The 15,753-nt window shown below is 38.3% G+C and carries 14 protein-coding genes; 10 read left to right on the forward strand and 4 right to left on the reverse strand.

The features are described 5' to 3' along the window. Positions 1–11 precede the first annotated feature (11 nt). Genes KTH84_RS05665 through KTH84_RS05675 form a run of 3 tightly spaced genes read right to left on the reverse strand, consistent with a single transcriptional unit; the run spans position 12 to position 2,963 of the window. Positions 12–791 carry a transglutaminase domain-containing protein gene (locus KTH84_RS05665; protein ID WP_133972728.1) on the reverse strand — a complete coding sequence of 260 codons (780 nt, stop codon included), beginning with the start codon at positions 789–791 and terminating at the stop codon, positions 12–14. A 2-nt stretch (positions 792–793) separates the two neighbouring features. Next, positions 794–1,390 carry an alpha-E domain-containing protein gene (locus tag KTH84_RS05670; protein WP_262472378.1) on the reverse strand — a complete coding sequence of 199 codons (597 nt, stop codon included), beginning with the start codon at positions 1,388–1,390 and terminating at the stop codon, positions 794–796. A 22-nt stretch (positions 1,391–1,412) separates the two neighbouring features. Next, positions 1,413–2,963: a circularly permuted type 2 ATP-grasp protein gene (locus tag KTH84_RS05675; protein ID WP_262472380.1), complete on the reverse strand. Its 1,551-nt coding sequence runs from the start codon at positions 2,961–2,963 to the stop codon at positions 1,413–1,415. A gap of 227 nt (positions 2,964–3,190) precedes the next feature. On the opposite strand from KTH84_RS05675, the gene KTH84_RS05680 reads away from it, so the two are divergent. Then, positions 3,191–4,198, forward strand: coding sequence for a helix-turn-helix transcriptional regulator (locus KTH84_RS05680; protein WP_262472382.1), 1,008 nt, complete (start codon positions 3,191–3,193; stop codon positions 4,196–4,198). A gap of 379 nt (positions 4,199–4,577) precedes the next feature. On the opposite strand, the gene mnmG is transcribed toward KTH84_RS05680, so the two are convergent. Next, positions 4,578–6,458, reverse strand: a complete 1,881-nt coding sequence (mnmG, locus tag KTH84_RS05685; protein WP_262472384.1) for a tRNA uridine-5-carboxymethylaminomethyl(34) synthesis enzyme MnmG — start codon at positions 6,456–6,458, stop codon at positions 4,578–4,580. A gap of 232 nt (positions 6,459–6,690) precedes the next feature. On the opposite strand from mnmG, the gene KTH84_RS05690 reads away from it, so the two are divergent. From KTH84_RS05690 to KTH84_RS05730, 9 genes are all read left to right on the forward strand, one after another. Beyond that, positions 6,691–6,921, forward strand: a complete 231-nt coding sequence (locus KTH84_RS05690; protein WP_133972720.1) for a hypothetical protein — start codon at positions 6,691–6,693, stop codon at positions 6,919–6,921. Positions 6,922–7,076: 155 nt separating this feature from the next. After that, a complete protein-coding gene (gene prmA / locus KTH84_RS05695) occupies positions 7,077–7,982 on the forward strand; it encodes a 50S ribosomal protein L11 methyltransferase (RefSeq protein WP_262472386.1) in 906 nt (301 codons plus the stop codon). Positions 7,983–7,996: 14 nt separating this feature from the next. Beyond that, entirely contained in the window at positions 7,997–8,842 is an 846-nt protein-coding gene (locus KTH84_RS05700) for a zinc-ribbon and DUF3426 domain-containing protein (protein WP_202741642.1), read from the forward strand. Positions 8,843–9,218: 376 nt separating this feature from the next. Further along, positions 9,219–9,488, forward strand: a complete 270-nt coding sequence (fis, locus tag KTH84_RS05705) for a DNA-binding transcriptional regulator Fis (protein ID WP_001086304.1) — start codon at positions 9,219–9,221, stop codon at positions 9,486–9,488. An 85-nt stretch (positions 9,489–9,573) separates the two neighbouring features. After that, on the forward strand, positions 9,574–11,148 hold the full coding sequence (gene purH / locus KTH84_RS05710) for a bifunctional phosphoribosylaminoimidazolecarboxamide formyltransferase/IMP cyclohydrolase (protein WP_133972714.1): 1,575 nt from the start codon (positions 9,574–9,576) through the stop codon (positions 11,146–11,148). 124 nt (positions 11,149–11,272) lie between these two features. Then, positions 11,273–12,556: a phosphoribosylamine--glycine ligase gene (gene purD, locus KTH84_RS05715; RefSeq protein WP_262472388.1), complete on the forward strand. Its 1,284-nt coding sequence runs from the start codon at positions 11,273–11,275 to the stop codon at positions 12,554–12,556. A 490-nt stretch (positions 12,557–13,046) separates the two neighbouring features. Beyond that, a complete protein-coding gene (locus KTH84_RS05720) occupies positions 13,047–13,919 on the forward strand; it encodes a MetQ/NlpA family ABC transporter substrate-binding protein (protein ID WP_133972708.1) in 873 nt (290 codons plus the stop codon). Positions 13,920–13,994: 75 nt separating this feature from the next. Next, positions 13,995–15,020 (forward strand): methionine ABC transporter ATP-binding protein, encoded by a 1,026-nt coding sequence (locus tag KTH84_RS05725; RefSeq protein WP_003652515.1) that lies wholly within the window; start codon positions 13,995–13,997, stop codon positions 15,018–15,020. Beyond that, a complete protein-coding gene (locus tag KTH84_RS05730; RefSeq protein WP_003652516.1) occupies positions 15,017–15,712 on the forward strand; it encodes a methionine ABC transporter permease in 696 nt (231 codons plus the stop codon). Before KTH84_RS05725 ends, KTH84_RS05730 begins: the two co-directional genes overlap by 4 nt. Positions 15,713–15,753: the final 41 nt, after the last annotated feature.

Here is a 15,753-nt window from a genome sequence, read left to right on the forward strand (position 1 = left end):
TCTCTTTACATTCAACAGGCCAACACTTGAACCACAGACATCATGTTCTCAACTCCTCCTTGCTCTCTTACACCACGAATAGGCGCAACATCGAGATAATCACGTCCAACTGCAAGGTAGATATGATGTTTGGGTGTAAACAACTGATTGCTTACATCAAAACAATACCACTGATTTTCTAAAAATACTTCTGCCCAAGCGTGACTGGCAAGGTGCGGATAGTTTTGATCAAATAGATAACCAGAGACATAGCGTGCTGGTAATTGTAGCGCACGACACATCGCAATTAAAACATGGGCATGATCTTGGCATACACCCTGCCCAGCGTGAAATGCTTCAGTTGCAGTTGTCTGAACCGAAGTACTTTCAGGCTGATAGAGTATTTTCTGCAAAATGTATTCACTTAATAACGCAATATGCTGTCGGTCTTTGACCACCACAATATTTTTGGCAAAGTCCAACATTTCTGAATCACATCGGGTTGCACTTGTCATCTGCAAAAACAAATTTGTAGGTGTAGATAAATTTACACAACCCAGCTCTACATTTTGAAGTTCAACGATTCCTTGGGCCATAAACGTAAGATGTTGGTATTGATAACGCTGACTAGCCGTCATCCATACGTTGTTGAATATGTCCCTTTTTATCGTTTTGTCACCTGGCACGCTAATTGCCCAGTTCATAACATGTTGATGCGGCGATGTTTGAGGCATCATTTTAATATACTGGATACTGTTCTGAGCTGTTTCAGTATAGCTATAATGCGTTTGATGATTCACCATCAATTTCATAATCAGACCTCAAACATATTTTCCAACTGCTGTGTAAAAGTATAATAAGCGTCCCACGTTTGCTGATGCTTTAGTACCTGCCAATTTTGATCTATGTTTTCCCAATCTAAGCCAGCAAGCCGTTGCACCACGACATCCAACTCAGACACAAGGGCTGATAAATCTTGCCCAAAACGTAGCTCTATATCGAATTGCTCTATTTTTTGACCTGAATGCAGAAATAAACAAACATCTTCACTCTCTGCTTCTAATATTTGAGTACATTGTTCAACAGCTTTTCTCAAAGCCTCAGGTTGGGCTTGAAGCGTGTTAATAACATTATTTAATTCTGCATAAGCATTTGATGACAATATACCTCTTAGTTCCTGAACATTATCTTTAGCAATAACGAATTGGTTCAGTAACGAAAATGTTTGCTTCTTGTCTAACATATAGTGATTTAGTAATTCAGCATTTTCTATTACCAAACCAAATGCTGTTGCAAATTTTGTTGCTTTCTCATCTTGTGTAAAGGGTAAGTGAGAGGCAGCAAATTTAACTCGCATTAAATATCGACCCAACCAATATATTTGATGCGCACTCGAATTGAGTAAAACCATAAAGTTCCTCTTTAACCCACAATTAGGAATGTAATGTTTCGACAACCCATGTATCTTTTATGCCACCACCTTGGGAAGAATTTACGACCAAAGAGCCAGCCTGCATGGCCACTCGCGTTAAGCCACCCGGCACTATTTCTGTACGATAAGGGGAACTCAATACAAATGGACGTAAGTCAATGTGACGTTCAGCCACCCCTGCTGTAGTTAAAGTTGGAGCCACAGATAAGGCTAATGTGGGTTGTGCAATGTACATATGAGGTGTGGCGATCAATTTTTTTCTAAAGTCATCAATTTCACACGAACTTGCTTGAGGTCCAATTAGCATGCCATAGCCCCCTGACCCCTGTGCTTCTTTAACGACTAATTGATCCAGATTAGAAAGTACATAATCTAAGTGTTCATCTTTACGGCATTGATAAGTAGGTACGTTTTTTAGAATTGGTGTTTCACCTAAATAATATTGGATCATTTGATCCACATAAGGATAAATAGATTTATCATCAGCCACACCTGTTCCAGGCGCATTTGCAATAACAACATTTTTTTGCAAATAGGCAGACATAAGACCTGCCACACCTAAAGCACTATCAGGCTTAAATGCTAAAGGATCTAGAAAATCATCATCTAGTCGACGATAAATAACATCTACTTTTTGTCGGCCACGAATCGTTTTAACAAAAACTTGATCATTTTCTACAAATAAATCCCGATTTGTAACCAGTGGCACATCCATTTCACGTGCTAGAAAAGCATGCTCATAAAAAGCACTGTTAAAACGCCCTGGTGTTAGTACCACGACAAAAGGTTGGTCCGCAGGTGAATTCTCCTGCAATATTTCTTTTAAAAGTTTTGGGTAATGTTCAATTCCCTGTAAATTATTGGCCGCGCATAGCTCCGGCATTAATTTTTGGCTAATATTTCGGCTTTCTATCATATAAGACACACCAGAAGGTGTTCTTAAATTATCCTCCAATACAAAAAATTCTCCTTCATCATCACGGATAATATCAATTCCGCTAATTTGTGAATAAATTTTACCTTTCAGAGAGTGTTTAAGCATATGGGGCTGAAAAGCATCATTCCCCATGATTTGCTCTTCGGGAATAAGCTGTTCTTTTAAAATATGTTGTCCATGATAAATATCATCTAGGAAGTAATTTAAGGCTTTGACGCGCTGTGCACAGCCCGAAGCTATTTTCTCCCACTGTTTTTTTTCAATCACCCTTGGAATTAAGTCAAAAGGAATTGTTCGCTCTGTACCTTCTTTATCACCATATACATTAAAAGTAATCCCATGATAAAGAAAATGCTGTTTTGCTTGAACATTTAACTCTTTTAACTCATCTAAAGTACGAATACTCAACCATTGTTCAATTTTTTTAGAAGCCGCACCATTAGCTGTTACATCATCCAGCATCTCATTAAAAAACTGTGATTTTAGTTGCTCAAATAGGTTCGTCTGCACAGAAATATGTTCTAAAAAAGAGGTTGGGGTAATAAGTGTCGTAGCTGTCTGCTCTTGTATAAAAAAATCATTATCTATATGTAATTCATGCTCTTGTTCTGACATAACCACCTCGTCTTATCATTTATCTATATTTCATTTTTAAATAAGCAATTTCAGTGCCACTTATATATCTGTAATATTTATAGGAGTCATTGTTATAACTTTCTTAGTCTAAATCTTAACATCAATTGGAAAAGGACCTATAAACCGATTCTGACAAACTTGCTAAATCTGTAAAGATTTTTTATTGTGTTGACACCAAAGCAATTGGATATAGATGTATTACGCTTATGTCTGTAATAGAAAAAGAAACTTCAAATAGTTTATATCGCCAATGGCAGATCTTATCTCGACTTCCTACCGGCAAGTGGATTGGAACAAGAGAATTACAGGAAATGCTTGAACGTGAAGGTATTGATATCAGTTTAAGGACTATTCAACGTGACTTAAATCAAATTGCTCAGCGTTTTCCAATTGAAAGTAATAAAGCTGTACCTCAGGGCTGGCGGTGGCAATCCGATGCGCCTATTCAGAGCTTACCGCACATGACTAGCTCTCAGGCAGTCACATTTATGATGGTTGAGGAGCATCTTAAACATTTACTTCCACCCAGTCTGCTTGATGAGATGGGACCTTGGTTTGATTTAGCCAAACGCAGCCTCTCTACACAAAATAATGTTAGACAATGGATTAACCGAGTACGCATCGTACCAGCAAGCCAACCTCTCATTCCGCCTGTAGTTGACCGAAATGCTCAACAGGCAATTTATGAAGGTCTACTCCAAGACAAACAAATAGAATGTATTTATCGAGCACGAGTCAATCAGGGCGAGGATAAAACTTATATTTTAAATCCTTTGGCTTTGGTACAAAAAGGTGCAGTAATTTATTTAATTTGCACACGACATGACAAAACTGAAGTTCAAACTTTTGCCTTGCACCGTTTTAAATCAGCAAAAGTCTTAGATAGTCGAGCACTGCATCCAGTCAATTTTGATATTGATCATTATATTGATTCAGGCGCTTTAGGCTTTAGAGTGGACTACAAACAGCCAACTGAGTCAATTCAGCTCACATTAACCATGACAGAGCAAACTGCTAGAACTTTCTATGAAAGTCAGTTAAGTAAGGACCAAACGATAGTCCCACTTGAAGAAAATATTGTAGAAGTTACAGCGACCGTACCTTTTACATCTCAACTGGTGTGGTGGTTGCGTAGTTTTGGCAAGAAATTACTGCATATCGAACCAATTCAAGTACACAACGCTGTACGAGAAATTGAATTTGAGAATAAATAGATATAAAAAAGAGAACCATAAGGTTCTCTTTAGATTTTGAATTATAATTTTCTTAATTTTATATTGGCTCTTATATTTATAGTTGTTTTCAGATCAATGTGTTCTCCCCCTACAAAACTGACCTGCTCTTTCTTTTGCGCTATTTTGAACATAAGCATTGGCATGCCATTTCATATCCATTGTAGCGAATTGATTTCATTGTCATGGTTAAAGCCCTCTTTGTTTGAACGTGAATTCAATATAACTGGCTGCTTGAAATATGTGAAATAAGAAAAAAAGGAAGTGAAATCTGTTTTCTTCCTTAGGAAGTTTCCATATATTTTTTGAACAGAAAATAAAAAAGCCCAGTCTTAACTGGGCTTTTTTTACATTTATAAGATTAAGCTGTTTTCTTAATCATATTATTTTTACGAATTGTGATCATCACAAGTTGAACTGCTGCTGGTGTAACACCAGGAATACGGCTCGCTTGAGCTAATGTTTCCGGAAGAACCGTTTTTAATTTCTGAGTAATTTCACGCGATAAACCAGACACTACATCATAATTAAAATCAGTAGGAATTTTAGTTTCTTCAAGACGCTTTAACTGTGCCACATCTTCATGCTGACGGTTAATATAACCTTCATATTTCACAGCAATCTCGATTTGCTCACCAACGTGTTCAGACACTTCAGAACCAGTAAGTTCCGCAATTTGACTAAAGTTAATGTTAGGGCGTTTGAGTAAATCAATTGCACTACACTCTTTACTCAAATCAGCGCCAGTCATTTCAACAAACTTTTTACCCATAGGGTTATTCGGCGCAGCCCATAAATGCTGTAAACGAGAGGTTTCACGCTCAACTGCTTCCATTTTTTCACAATAAGCAGCCCAGCGTACGTCATCAACCAACCCAAGTTCACGACCAACAGGAGTTAAACGTTGATCCGCATTGTCTTCACGTAACATTAAACGGTATTCAGCACGTGAGGTAAACATACGGTATGGTTCTTTAGTACCTAAAGTGATGAGGTCATCAACCAATACGCCCATATAAGCTTGGTCACGCTTAGGTGTCCACTCTTCTTGCTCCCACGCACGGCGCGCAGCATTTAAACCAGCAAGTAAACCTTGAGCACCAGCCTCTTCATAACCGGTCGTACCATTAATTTGGCCAGCAAAATATAGACCACTAATAGCTTTAGTTTCTAGAGTAAATTTCAAAGCTTGTGGATTGAAATAATCGTATTCAATCGCGTAGCCTGGACGCAAAATATGGGCATTTTCCATACCACGAATAGAGCGAACAAGCTCAAACTGCACATCAAATGGAAGCGAAGTCGAAATACCATTTGGATAAAGCTCGTGTGTATCTAAACCTTCTGGTTCCAAAAACACCTGATGTGAATCTTTATCTGCAAAACGATGAATCTTGTCTTCAATTGAAGGGCAATAACGCGGACCAACACCCTCAATAACACCGGTATACATTGGTGAACGGTCTAAACCGCCACGAATAATGTCATGAGTTTTTTCATTGGTATGCGTGATATAACAATTTACTTGTTCAGGGTGCATAGAGGCATCACCCATGAATGACATAACCGGAGATGGGAAATCACCCGGCTGCGGAATCATGACTGAAAAATCAACCGAACGTGCATCAATACGTGGTGGTGTACCAGTTTTTAAGCGACCTACAGGTAATTTTAATTCACGTAAACGCTGAGCAAGTGCAATAGAAGGTGGATCACCCGCACGACCACCGCTTGATTTTTCTAAACCAACGTGGATTACACCACCCAAGAATGTACCAGTAGTCAACACCACTGTTTTAGCGTCAAAGCGAACGCCCATTTGAGTAACAACACCTTTAACAGTATCGCCTTCAACAATCAGGTCATCAGCTGCTTGCTGGAAAATATCAAGATTTGCTTGATTTTCTAATGTTTCACGAATGGCAGCTTTATAGCGAACGCGGTCAGCTTGAGCACGTGTTGCACGTACTGCCGCACCTTTACGTGAATTTAAAATACGGAACTGAATACCACCTTTATCGGCAGCTAAAGCCATTGCTCCGCCAAGTGCATCAATTTCACGTACTAAATGTGACTTACCAATACCACCGATTGCTGGGTTACAACTCATTTGACCCAAAGTCTCAATGTTATGGGTCAAAAGCAAAGTCTGTCGTCCCATACGCGCAGCAGCAAGGGCCGCTTCCGTACCTGCGTGACCGCCACCGATAACGATAACATCATAAACTTTAGGGTAGTGCATGAGTACAAAACACCAGAAAAAAAAAGACGGAACATTATAGCAAAATTATCTGCTTATTGATGTACATAATTACAAAATCGTCTTCACATAATTTACGGTACGCCACAAGATTTGACATTTTGTTTCATGAATTCAATACAAAGTGAATGTTATTAAAACAAATTCATCTTAGAATAAAAAATGTACAGCACTTCTATGACTTTAAAATTAACGCGACAAGAAGGAATACAAAATGAAATCGACCATGTTAAAAATCTTAACTGCATCTCTACTTTGTTTTTCAGGCGTAACTTTTACACATGCTGCAGACATGAGCAAAGCCGAAACTCAAAAACAAGTTAGAGCATGTGCTAAAAAGCAGCAAGGCGAATGGGTATCTTACAGCCATAATGGCGTAACTTTTAATGGTACTTGCCAACCGAATGAAAACGGTAAGTTACAATTTAAAGCCCCTGCTCCTTAATTTGTTTCGGCATAAGGTATAGAAGAAGCAATTTATTTTCCGCTATACCTTCTCAGTATTTTTAAAGTCGGCCCATTAAAGATGGGCCGCTTTCTTTTTTAAAACCGTCTAGTCAGCTACAATACGCCTTTAAATAAAATTTTTAGGTCCTTTTCGTGAAGTGGTTACAAATACACATTACCGTTGATCAAGCACAAGTTGAGTTCACAGAAACACTTTTAATGTCTCTAGGTGCGGTAAGCGTAACTCTGGATGATGCTGAAGATCAGGCTTTACTTGAACCATTACCAGGTGAAACACCTTTATGGAATAAAGTGATTGTGACCGGCATTTATCAACAAGACGAACAAGACCCTATTGATGTCGACACTTTAGAAGCTTTCTTAAAAGCTCAGCTACCAAATGTCCCTATGCGCCATGCCGAGCTTGAAGATCAAGTGTGGGAACGCTCATGGATGGACTATTACGAGCCAATTCAAATTGGGGAAAAGTTCTGGATCGTACCTGAATGGCTAGAGCCACCAGAAGCTGATGCAACTAATATTAAGTTAGACCCAGGCCTTGCGTTTGGTACAGGTAACCATGCAAGTACATTCTTATGTTTACAGTGGTTAGGTAAAGCTGACGTTAAAGATAAAATCGTTATTGATTATGGCTGTGGTTCAGGCATTTTAGGTGTAGCAGCTTTATTATTAGGCGCTAAAAAAGTATATGCCACTGATATTGACCCTCAGGCTGTTTTAGCAACAAAACAAAATGCTGAACTTAATGGCGTATTAGATCGTCTATATGTTGGCCTTCCTGAAGAATTTAATCAAGAATTCGGATCTCAACAAGCAGATGTTCTGGTTGCAAATATTTTAGCAGGTCCGTTAATGGCACTTGCACCAGAGTTTGCAAAATTGCTTAAATCTGATGGTGAATTCGCGCTTGCTGGTGTGATTGAAGAGCAAGTTGCTGATGTTTCAGATGTTTATTCTGAATTTTTTGATATATTAGATATCGAAAAACGCGAAGAAAATTGGTGTCGCATTTCAGGAAAACGCAAAACAATAAACTGAGAATATTTTAACTCATGAATGAAAAACAAACCCGCTGCCCTAAGTGCTTAACAGTTTATAAAGTATCCCTTACTCAATTGACTGTTGCTCAGGGTATGGTTTGTTGTCCTAAATGTGACTTTAATTTTAATGCCCTCACCCATTTGGTTAATATTGAACAACCAGTCATGGTTAACTCATCTACATTAGCCAATGGTTCTATGCAAGCAAGATATATGACGCATTCTCATGTGTTAGATATCTTTGATCAAAAAGTTGAAAACTCAAATATTGATCTTTTAACTTATCTCAACAATTTAAATTATTTTCACAACGAACCTATTAACGCACTACCCAATCTTAATTTAGCTGAACAAACATCCGCACAAGAACAAGACAATAATAAAAAGCATAGTTGGCTGTACTACACGCTCTGGAGCTCTGCTAACCTTATTTTGATTTTAGTTTTTACTTTTCAAATTCTCTGGTTTAACCCTAAGCTCATGCATGCAAGCCCAACCGTCAGCCATGCATTTAATTATGTTTGCGAAACACTGCACTGCAATAAGTCAGCCGAACAATATCAACTTATTTATATAGAAAAGTTAAAACTCCGCAAAGTTGACACAAGTCATACGCAATTTTCAGGCATATTGCTTAATCAGAATGATAAAAGTATTGAACTTCCCAACCTAAAGTTGAGTTTTGCAACAGACTCAAAAAAAACAGAAGAAGTTATATTGACTCCTCAACAATATCTTGTTGAAAACTTACGGGGTATTCAACGTATTCCCTCTAACACCCCTTTCCGATTCCAATTTGAGCTAAACAGAAGCAAAAAAAGCTTACTAAATTATCGATTAGAAATTGTCCACCCCTAAAATGTAAAAAAAGTGAAAAAAAAATAAAAAAAAATGCAGTTAATTTGCTCACTTTTTCCTAGACAATGGTATGATACGCGCCACGAAAGCTTTGACTCATATACTCCTCGCTCTCAATCCAAAAAAAATACTGTTAAGCATGTGTGCTTTTCTACTTTAAGCACATAGCCTAACTTTTTTTGTTTTTGAGGGGGCTGTAACAAATATTTAACTATTGTTACGCTTATTTTTTATTCAATACGAAGAAATATGGCAAGCTAATTGTTCTTATGTTTTAGAGTCACTGTTTTAGGATCTAAAACAGGACTCCGTATTTTTAGACCACATTTATATACTACTTTATCCAAGCTAGTATTTGATTTTCGGATTAACTCGCATGAATAGCAAATCTCCTATTTTTACTGCACAATCTGATGTTGCTCTTCGCATCCACGTTGATCGCGCAGTTCGCCATTATTTTGCACAATTGCAAGGTGAGCAACCATCTCAGGTATATGACATGGTGCTAGCAGAAATGGAGAAACCTCTTTTATCTGTAGTTCTTGAATATACACGTGGTAATCAAACCCGTGCTGCCGAGATTCTTGGACTCAACCGTGGCACTTTACGCAAAAAGTTAAAAGCTCACGGTTTAATGAGTGAATAAATGATAAAATGCTCACGACGTCGTGGGCATTTTTTTATGCTTATTGGTTTTAATCCGTAGACTTGAAATTGTTGAATTAAACATCATGACTATTAAACGTGCTTTGATTTCTGTATCTGATAAGACAGGAATTGTCGAATTTGCTCAAAACCTTGCAGCTTTAGGGGTAGAACTATTATCTACAGGCGGCACATACAAGTTGCTTAAAGATAATAATATCGCTGTTGTTGAAGTATCTGAACATACTGGCTTCCCTGAAATGATGGATGGTCGTGTTAAGACATTACATCCAAAAATTCATGGCGGTATTCTCGCTCGTCGCGGTTTAGACGAAGCAGTAATGGAAGAACACAACATCGATCCGATTGATCTTGTTGTTGTGAACCTTTATCCATTCGCTGCAACAGTTGCAAAACCTGACTGTTCACTTGCTGATGCTATCGAGAATATCGACATCGGCGGTCCAACAATGGTTCGTGCTGCTGCTAAAAACCACGCTTCAGTCGGTATTGTTGTAAATGCTTCAGATTACGATACAGTTATTACTGAATTAAAAGTTGCTGGTTCACTTTCTTATGAAACACGTTTTGATTTAGCTGTTAAAGCATTTGAACATACTGCCCAATATGACGGCATGATCGCTTCTTACCTAGGCGCTCGCGTTGGTAAGACCGAAGGCGAAGCTGATTTATTCCCTCGTACGTTCAATACTCAATTGAACAAAGCACAAGATTTACGTTACGGTGAAAACCCACATCAATCTGCTGCATTTTACGTTGAAGAAAATGCAAAAGAAGCATCAGTTTCTACGGCAAAACAGTTACAAGGCAAAGAATTGTCTTATAACAACATTGCAGACACAGATGCCGCACTTGAATGTGTTAAATCATTTGCGAAACCTGCTTGTGTAATTGTAAAACATGCTAACCCTTGTGGTGTTGCTGTTTCTTTAGACGGCATTAAAGCTGCTTACGATTTAGCTTATGCGACTGACCCAGAATCTGCTTTTGGCGGCATTATTGCGTTTAACCGTGAGTTAGATGTTGCAACTGCTCAAGCAATTGTAGAGCGTCAATTCGTTGAAGTAATTATTGCTCCAAGTATTGCTGATGGCGTGCTTGAAATTACTGGCGCGAAGAAAAACGTACGTGTTCTAGTATGTGGTGAATTACCTGCAATAGACGCGCGTGCACCACAACTTGACTACAAACGTGTTAATGGTGGTTTATTAGTTCAAGATCAAGATTTAGGTATGATTACTAAAGATGATCTTAAAGTAGTAACCAAATGCGCACCAACTGAACAAGAAATTGATGACCTCATCTTTGCTTGGAAAGTTGCGAAATATGTAAAATCAAATGCAATTGTTTATGCAAAAAACCGCCAAACTATTGGTGTTGGTGCAGGACAAATGAGCCGTGTTAACTCAGCTCGTATTGCTGGCATTAAAGCTGAACATGCTGGTTTGGTTGTTGAAGGCGCTGTAATGGCATCTGATGCATTCTTCCCGTTCCGTGACGGAATTGATAATGCGGCTAAAGCTGGCATTAAATGCATTATTCAGCCAGGTGGTTCTATGCGTGATGAAGAAGTAATCGCAGCAGCTGATGAAGCTGGTATTGCAATGGTCTTCACTGGTATGCGCCACTTCCGCCACTAATTTAAATTTAGTCCTCCCTAACCCTCCTTTCATTCAGGAGGGTTTTCCACAATAATGGAGCTAACTCTCCACCTTGAGGGATAGAGGGGGATGAAAAGGATTAAAGTTAAGGAACAAATTAAAAATGAATATTTTAGTTTTAGGTAGTGGTGGTCGTGAACATGCTTTGGCATGGAAAATTGCGCAAGATACCAATGTTACTCAAGTTTTTGTTGCACCAGGTAATGCTGGAACTGCAACAGAAGATAAATGTATTAATGTTCAACTTGATATTTTAGACAACTCAGCAATTATTGCTTTTGCTAAAGAAAATAATGTTGATCTTATTATTGTTGGTCCAGAAGCACCATTAGTTAATGGTGTGGTTGATGCTGCACGTGAAGCAGGTTTAAAAATTTGGGGACCTACTCAATATGCAGCGCAGCTTGAAGGTTCAAAAGCATTTGCTAAGCACTTTTTAAAGCGTCACAACATTCCAACTGCTTTCTATGATGTTTTCACTGAAGTAGATGCAGCTAAAGCTTATGTTGAAAAAAATGGCGCACCAATTGTAATTAAAGCTGATGGTCTTGCTGCTGGTAAAGGTGTAATCGTTGCAATGACCAACGAAGAAGCTTTTGCAGCAATTGATGACATGCTTGCAGGCAACAAATTTGGTGATGCTGGTTCACGCGTTGTGATTGAACAGTTCCTTGCAGGTGAAGAAGCTTCTTTCATTTGTATGATTGATGGTAAAAATATTTTACCAATGGCAACTTCACAAGACCACAAGCGTATTTTTGAAGGCGATCAAGGTCCTAACACTGGCGGTATGGGTGCCTACTCTCCTGCTCCAGTTGTAACTTCTGACATTTTTGAACGCGTTATGGCTGAAATCATGCACCCAACTGTAGAAGGTATGGCTGCTGACGGACATGTTTACACTGGTTTCTTATATGCCGGTCTAATGATTGACGAGCAAGGTCAACCACGTGTGATCGAGTTTAACTGTCGTTTTGGTGACCCTGAAACTCAACCAATCATGATGCGTTTAAAGTCATCTCTTGTTGAATTGGTAGAAGCTGGTATTGCTGGTAATTTGCCAAAAGAAGCTGAATGGGATGAACGCAAGTCAATTGGTATCGTACTCGCAGCAGAAGGCTATCCTGATAGCGTACGCAAAGGCGATGTAATTTCAGGTATCGGACACTCACCTGAAGATACTAAAATTTTCCATGCTGGCACAGCAACTCGTGAAGATGGTCATATCGTGACTTCTGGCGGTCGAGTTCTTTGTGTAACGGCATTGGGCGATAGCGTTCTTGAAGCACAAATTAATGCACTAGAAGTATGTGGTCAAGTTACCTTTACGGGTATGCAATATCGTAACGACATTGGCTACCGCGCAATTGCACGTGAAAAAGCTTAAAAACTTTCAAGTTTAAAATTCTAATAGAAAAGTCTCTATATAGAGGCTTTTCTATTATGTGAAACCATATAAAAAATCGTATAAATCTTTATTATATTTTTAAAGATATCAATAAATAGAAAAGAAGCACCCTATATCAACCACCCTTTTATTGATATGATTGGCATAACGTTGGAACTGTCAATAAACACTGCTGTTTTAATAATTTTCATAGCGACTTGCTCTACACATTATAACTGTAGAGAGTTTTTCTAATGTTCTAAATTTATGAACACTCATTTGGCTATTGTTTGGGATTAACTGTTTGGGGAAACAGTTTTTTGTTTATAAAACAATTACCCTCACTTACCACCAAAGTATGCAAGCAAATTATGGAACCCCTGAAAAAGATATCAGAGTTTAAACCTGTTGTAATTCCAACTCCTCCCATTTCATATAGATATAGATCAATACTTATTTTTCTATATCTCTTCAATCAGGACTTTTTTAAATGAAAAAGCTGATCAGTCTTTTTTTAAGTATGTCAGTAGTACTATTGGCAGCGTGTGGTAAACAAGAAGGTTCTCCACAGACACAACAAAACAATGATAGCTCCCAAGTACAAACGGTAGTGATTGCCTCTACAGGTTCAGATGCTGATATTTGGCGCTATATCGCAACTTTACCTGAAACCCAAGCTGCTGGCTTAAAGTTAGAAGTGAAAAACTTTACAGACTATGTTTCTATGAATGCAGCCATTGCAAACAAAGAAGTAGATCTGAATGCTTTCCAATCTTATTCATATCTTGTTGCATTTAATAAATCAAACCAAGATAAGATTGCGCCAGTTTCTACCACATATCTTGAGCCAATGGGTATTTACTCAAGTAAACACAAAAAAATTGATGAGCTCGCAGAGGGTGCAATTATTGCAATCCCAAATGATGCTGCCAACGAAGCTCGTGCTTTACTTTTATTACAAACAGCTGGCTTAATCAAACTTAAAGCTGATTTTAACCCGGCTCAAGGCAGTCCAAACGATATCATCGAAAATAGTAAAAAGATCGATATCAAACCAATCCAAATGGCAACAGCATTACGTATTAAAGATGAAGTTGATGCCGTTGTATTAGGTAACACCTTAGCAATGGAAGGTGGTTTGAACGCACTCAAAGATTCTATTTTCTATGAGCCTGTTGATCAAAGCACACGACTTAATGTCAACGTTCTTGCAACTGCTGATTCACGTAAAAATGATGCTGTTTTGCAAAAAGTTGGACAGCTATATCATAGTGCAGCAGCTAAAAAGTATGTAACAGAGCGTTTTGGTGGAACAAAAGTTGACGTAGATCAACCAATCAGCTATCTCTCAGAAGCTAAATAGTAATATAATAGCCGAAACGTGAAACAGGCAAATTCTCTTTGCCTGTTTTTTCTTTCCAGCATAGCTTCTGACGATATGATTCAATTTAAAAACATTTCAAAGCACTATCAGCTCAAAAGTCAAACCATACGCGCACTCGACCAAATCAATTTAGAGATTCCAGAGGGCAGTATTTTTGGCATCATTGGCTATAGTGGTGCAGGTAAAAGTACCTTAATCCGCCTGATCAACCTACTTGAGCGACCAACAGAAGGTCAAATCATTATTAATCAGAAAGATTTCACCGCTTTGGATGCACGCTCATTACGTCAGGAACGTGCCAGTATTGGCATGATTTTTCAGCACTTCAATCTACTACAAACCAAGACGGTTGCTGAAAACATTGAAATGCCAATGCGTCTACTGAATTACAATAAAGTAGAACGTGAAAAGCGCTTAAATGAGTTATTGGAGTTCATTGATCTTAAGCATAAAAAAGATGCTTATCCAGATGAACTTTCTGGCGGACAAAAGCAACGTGTCGGTATTGCCCGTGCTTTAGCAAATCATCCAAAAATTCTTTTGTGTGATGAGGCAACCTCTGCCCTTGATCCGCAAACAACCAAGTCAGTTTTAGAGCTACTCAAAAAAATTAATCAAGAGCAAAAAATCACGATTGTTATGGTGACCCATGAAATGGATGTCATTGAAACTATTTGTGATCATGTAGCTGTGATGGAGGCAGGTAAAGTCATTGAACAAGGTTCAACGATTGATATCTTTAGTAAACCTCAACATCCAACCACTAAAAACTTCATTCAAACTGTTTTACATCAACAGTTGCCTGTGAATATTTTAAATCAGCTCGAAAACCAGCATCATCATAGTATTTACTGTTTACAGTTTTTAGGGCGTTCTGCTCAAGAACCTGTAATTCAGTCACTGATTAAAAAATTCGATATTAGCTTAAATATTTTATTTGCCAACATGACTGAAATTAATGGCACAGTCATTGGTCAAATGTTTGTACAGCTTTTAGGTGATCCTCAGCTCATTAAGCAGGCTATTGAGTTTTTAGAACAAAATGAAGTAGGTGTAGTTCAATCAGGAGATCAAGTATGAGAGATTTAATCGTACAGTGGTTAACTGAACTCACTCAACCTTTCTGGCACAGTTCCCTTTCTATTGATCAGTTCGTTACAGCTTTGCAAGAAACCTTTCATATGGTTTTCTTCGCACTTTTGTTTGGCGGCATTTGGGGATTTATTCAGGGAATTATTTTATTAGTTACCCGTCCAGAAGGCATTTTACCCAATAAAGTGATTTATCATTTACTTAATCCAATTGTAAATGCTTTACGCTCTCTTCCTTTTATTATTTTACTCATTGCAGTAATTCCTCTTACTAAGCTATTAGTCGGTACTTCAATTGGTACATGGGCAGCTATTGTTCCATTGACTATTTATGTTGGCCCTTATATGGGACGTCTGATTGAAACTTCATTGCTTGAAGTAAATGAAGGAATTATTGAATCCGCTCAAGCGATGGGTGCTACACCTTGGCAAATTATCTCTCGTTTTATTTTGCCTGAAGCACGCAGCTCACTGATTTTAAACCTTACCACAGCAACAATCAGTCTTATTGGTGCAACCGCCATGGCTGGCGCAGTTGGTGCAGGTGGAATTGGTGATTTAGCGATTTCATATGGTTATCAACGTTTTGATACCAGCGTTGTGATTTTAACAGTGATTATCCTACTGTTATTAGTACAGATTGTACAAACGCTAGGGAACTGGCTCGCTAAGCTCCGTTAAGTCATCCATACAAAAAAGCTCTCTTTTAGGGGGCTTTTTTT

Origin of the sequence: Acinetobacter sp. WU_MDCI_Abxb74 (assembly GCF_025513915.1) — a bacterium.
Lineage (GTDB): Bacteria > Pseudomonadota > Gammaproteobacteria > Pseudomonadales > Moraxellaceae > Acinetobacter > Acinetobacter calcoaceticus_C.

Excerpts from the sequence above, each read along its gene's own strand:
- KTH84_RS05665 (WP_133972728.1), bottom strand. The coding sequence starts at position 791 with ATGAAATTGATGGTGAATCATCAAACGCATTATAGCTATACTGAAACA.
- KTH84_RS05670 (WP_262472378.1), bottom strand. The coding sequence starts at position 1,390 with ATGGTTTTACTCAATTCGAGTGCGCATCAAATATATTGGTTGGGTCGA.
- KTH84_RS05675 (WP_262472380.1), bottom strand. The coding sequence starts at position 2,963 with ATGTCAGAACAAGAGCATGAATTACATATAGATAATGATTTTTTTATA.
- KTH84_RS05680 (WP_262472382.1), top strand. The coding sequence starts at position 3,191 with ATGTCTGTAATAGAAAAAGAAACTTCAAATAGTTTATATCGCCAATGG.
- mnmG (WP_262472384.1), bottom strand. The coding sequence starts at position 6,458 with ATGCACTACCCTAAAGTTTATGATGTTATCGTTATCGGTGGCGGTCAC.
- KTH84_RS05690 (WP_133972720.1), top strand. The coding sequence starts at position 6,691 with ATGAAATCGACCATGTTAAAAATCTTAACTGCATCTCTACTTTGTTTT.
- KTH84_RS05700 (WP_202741642.1), top strand. The coding sequence starts at position 7,997 with ATGAATGAAAAACAAACCCGCTGCCCTAAGTGCTTAACAGTTTATAAA.
- fis (WP_001086304.1), top strand. The coding sequence starts at position 9,219 with ATGAATAGCAAATCTCCTATTTTTACTGCACAATCTGATGTTGCTCTT.
- purH (WP_133972714.1), top strand. The coding sequence starts at position 9,574 with ATGACTATTAAACGTGCTTTGATTTCTGTATCTGATAAGACAGGAATT.
- purD (WP_262472388.1), top strand. The coding sequence starts at position 11,273 with ATGAATATTTTAGTTTTAGGTAGTGGTGGTCGTGAACATGCTTTGGCA.
- KTH84_RS05720 (WP_133972708.1), top strand. The coding sequence starts at position 13,047 with ATGAAAAAGCTGATCAGTCTTTTTTTAAGTATGTCAGTAGTACTATTG.
- KTH84_RS05725 (WP_003652515.1), top strand. The coding sequence starts at position 13,995 with ATGATTCAATTTAAAAACATTTCAAAGCACTATCAGCTCAAAAGTCAA.
- KTH84_RS05730 (WP_003652516.1), top strand. The coding sequence starts at position 15,017 with ATGAGAGATTTAATCGTACAGTGGTTAACTGAACTCACTCAACCTTTC.